At 47.9% G+C, this 3,263-nt stretch carries 3 protein-coding genes and 2 pseudogenes; 1 reads left to right on the top strand and 4 read right to left on the bottom strand.

What is annotated here, in order from left to right; all coding sequences use genetic code 11:
• Positions 1 to 152: 152 nt before the first annotated feature.
• Positions 153 to 542 carry an ROK family protein gene (locus NEPTK9_RS09300; protein ID WP_194848553.1) on the bottom strand — a complete coding sequence of 130 codons (390 nt, stop codon included), beginning with the start codon at positions 540 to 542 and terminating at the stop codon, positions 153 to 155.
• A 101-nt stretch (positions 543 to 643) separates the two neighbouring features.
• Here NEPTK9_RS09300 and NEPTK9_RS09295 point away from each other — a divergent pair, with 101 nt between their 5' ends.
• Positions 644 to 1,843 carry a CCA tRNA nucleotidyltransferase gene (locus NEPTK9_RS09295; protein WP_194848552.1) on the top strand — a complete coding sequence of 400 codons (1,200 nt, stop codon included), beginning with the start codon at positions 644 to 646 and terminating at the stop codon, positions 1,841 to 1,843.
• Here NEPTK9_RS09295 and NEPTK9_RS09290 read toward each other — a convergent pair.
• The 3 genes and pseudogenes from NEPTK9_RS09290 to tnpA form a co-directional block, all read right to left on the bottom strand.
• Positions 1,840 to 2,223, bottom strand: a complete 384-nt coding sequence (locus tag NEPTK9_RS09290) for a hypothetical protein (protein ID WP_194848551.1) — start codon at positions 2,221 to 2,223, stop codon at positions 1,840 to 1,842. The genes NEPTK9_RS09295 and NEPTK9_RS09290 overlap by 4 nt on opposite strands.
• 66 nt (positions 2,224 to 2,289) lie before the next feature.
• Positions 2,290 to 2,538, bottom strand: a pseudogene (locus NEPTK9_RS09795) (PP2C family protein-serine/threonine phosphatase); the annotation flags it as partial.
• 73 nt (positions 2,539 to 2,611) lie between these two features.
• A pseudogene (gene tnpA / locus NEPTK9_RS09275) lies at positions 2,612 to 2,971 on the bottom strand (IS200/IS605 family transposase); the annotation flags it as partial.
• Positions 2,972 to 3,263: the final 292 nt, after the last annotated feature.

The following is a 3,263-nucleotide window of genomic DNA, read 5'->3' as shown; positions in this document are numbered from 1 at the left end:
CTTTAGCTTGAAGAGCAATTGCATTACAGCCTCGGCTGAAACACTTTTGCGTTTCCAAAAGGGTCTCAAAATCTTTATCAGAAAGGGTCAACTTAAGAGAAATGGTTCGTTTCATACAAGCTATTTTAAACCATGGCTACAAATTAAACAATCTAAAAAGGAGCGATGCTTCCTCCCCTCCCTAAAGGAAGGGGTATCCGCATCGATATTTTGATGATAAAGACAGGGCGGCCAAGCTTTTCTCGGAGATAGTGAACGATCGGGACATCCACCCACTCGGGAAGGTTGGGTGGAGTGAGCATCCGCTCCGTTTTGGTCGAGACGGGACCAGGAACAGTTAGACCAATCGCCCGGATCTCTTCCAGCTCTCGGTTGTGGTCGCGCAAAAGATGGCCCACTTCCTCCACAAGCTTTGGTAGGGCCTGGTCGGGGCCCCCAAGAGAGGTAGTAGCAATCCGCTTGTCGGCGATGATGTTTCCTTCGGCGTCGCCAAGACACAGGGCCACCTTCGTTCCCCCAATGTCAATTCCTAGTAAATCCACAACCTACCTTACTTGCCCAATACAGATGTAAAGCCGCTTTACATCTGCTTCCAAATATACTATCTTTGTAACTTGATCAGGGGTACTTTAAAAAGGAAAAAATGACCCACTACGACGTTGGCGTTTCCATTGTAAAAAAACTCTATGAAGAGGGGTTTACCGCCTACTTTGCGGGGGGATGGGTCCGTGACTTTTTAATGGATCACCCTTCTGACGATATCGATATTGCCACAAGCGCCTCTGTCGAAGAGGTTCAAGCGCTTTTCCCCAAAACGATTCCTGTTGGAGTGAGTTTTGGAATTGTGATTGTCGTTGAAGGGGGGCATCAGTTTGAGGTGGCTAACTTTCGAAAAGATGAAGGGTATAAAGATGGGCGGCGCCCGATCGGGATTAGCGAAGCGAGCCCCGAAGAGGATGCCAAGCGGCGGGACTTCACAATTAATGGGATGTTTTACGACCCCCTTCAGGAAAAACTCTACGACTATGTCGCGGGGCAAGAAGATTTGAAGGAAGGGATTGTCCGCGCGATTGGGAATCCTCATGAGCGCTTTTTAGAAGACCGCCTCCGGATGATCCGAGCGGTTCGTTACGCTAGCCGCTTCCACTTCCTCATCGAAAACGAAACGCTGAAGGCAATCCTCGACCATGCCAACGCCCTCTTTCCCGCCGTTGCGATTGAGCGGGTCTGGAATGAGTTTACAAAGATGTCCGCTTTTTCTAACTTTGATACCGCCCTTGCCACCCTTCACCAGCTTAACCTTCTTCCGATGATCTTCCCCACCCTCAAAGACACCTCAACCGAAGAGATTGAAAAGCGGGTAGAAAACCTCCCCCATTTTCCCGAAGAGGCTCCTGTCATCGCTAAAATCCTCGAGCTTTTCCCCTCCGCTACACTCCAAGAAAGAGAAGCCCTTTGCTCCTACCTAAAGCTCTCGAGAAAAGAGCTCGACTTTGTCCGCTATTACACCCGTTTTCAAGAGACCAAAAAAGGGGAGCTCTACGATTGGGCTCACCTCTATGCCCACCCCCACTACGGAGTCTGCCTCAAAATCGTGGCCGTTCACCTTCCCCTTGAAGAAAGGCAAGCCTTTCTTCAAGAGCACCACATGCGGTTCCAATCCCTTGAAAAAGCCATTCACAAAATCCAAAATAAAGAGCCCTTTCTCACCTCGGAAGATCTCCGCAAAGCTGGCGTTCAGGATGGTCCCCAAATGGGCTCCCTCCTTAAAGAAGGGGAGCGGATCGCCATTAATGAAGGGTTAGACACCCCTCAAGACATCCTCAAGAAGCTTTCTACTTAATCGTTGTCTGTTTGCTCCTCTACACTTTGTGAGGGTTCAAAGTGTTTTCCTATTGCAAAACCTATACTGGCTCCGATAGTAGCCCCTGTAATTGGAAGAACATAACGGGCGATATTAGCGATCTGAATCACTGAATGTGTTGCTGATTCTATATCTGATAATGTATAGCGCAAAGAGGACTCAAATCCATCAACAGCTCTTTTTGATAGAAAAATACAAGGGAAAAATAGAGGAACAGAAAGATGTGTCACTAACACGAATGCCCCAGTTAACATATGATAAGCGATGATACCCGTATAGATCACTGTAGATGTCCCAACACCTATAGCTCCACCGACGACACCACCAACAGTCGTTGTAACAATTGTTTTAGTTTCCAAAAAAGACACACAAATTAATATTTAATGTTATAGCAAATAAAAACACAAAAAGCTAGAGTTTTTTTATTATTTAACATTAAGAACAATAAGGGTAAGATCATCGTGCTGGGGACACCCCTCGGCAAAAAGGGCCACCTCTTCAACGATTTGGTTGACAGTTTCTTGAGGAGATTCCCCTTTTTTCTCTTGGAAGGATGCCATGAGCCGCTCCTTCCCAAACATCTCCATCCCCTAGTTGTGGGCCTCGACGACCCCATCGGTAAAGAAGAGGAGGAGATCGCCCGATTCGAGCTGTTTTTCAGCAGTAGCGATCTTAAGAGCGGGAAGAAGTCATAACGTCCTCGCAGAGCGAGGAGCTTGACGGTTAGGAGCACCTCAAAGGCGCCGGTTAAAATGACCCTGCTTCTTCACAACCCAGGCTACCATCAAGTTGCTGCTGGTGTTTGACATAAGCCCGAATTTGAGCTTCGTTAAAGCCGACTGTTGACACAGAGTAACCTCTTGCCCACAACCGCTCTCCATTGAAATTTCGTTTCCTGCCCCCAAACTGTCTTGCTACAGCAATGGCACTTTTTCCCTTGATGTAACCAACCACTTCAGCTACAGAATATTTGGGTGGAATTCTTATCAACATGTGCACATGGTCTTGCACCATATGGCCCTCGACTATCTTAGATCCTCTCTGTGACGCCAATTTATGGAACATAGGACCTAAAAATGTTCGTACCTTTCCATACAGTGCTTTTTTGGGCATGGTTCAAAATAGGGTAACAATTTTTGGTCTTATGAAAGATGCGTCGGGGGCAAGCCCCCTGCTGCCCCCTTGAGCTTCAATCTGGCAAGCCAAATCGACCCTCCTCGGGGGGCCGTGCAAAGCACTGTTCCACCCCTCGTGCGGGGCGATTTTGCAGAGCCATTTTGAAGCCGCGGACAGCTCACCGCATGGCTTTTCTTCGCCTTCGGCTCCGAAGCCATGTCAGTTCGCTGGAAAGGTTCTTTCCTAGAAAACCTTGCACATCTTTCACCAAGGAACAAGCCTC

This window comes from Candidatus Neptunochlamydia vexilliferae (genome assembly GCF_015356785.1).
In the GTDB taxonomy this organism is placed as follows: domain Bacteria; phylum Chlamydiota; class Chlamydiia; order Chlamydiales; family Simkaniaceae; genus Neptunichlamydia; species Neptunichlamydia vexilliferae.
The sequence above is the reverse complement of the archived record's forward strand: the minus strand, read 5'-3'. Positions and strand labels throughout refer to the sequence as shown.

What these genes read in the sequence shown, in the direction of transcription:
- NEPTK9_RS09295 (WP_194848552.1), top strand. Translation starts at nt 644, where the DNA reads ATGACCCACTACGACGTTGGCGTTTCCATTGTAAAAAAACTCTATGAA.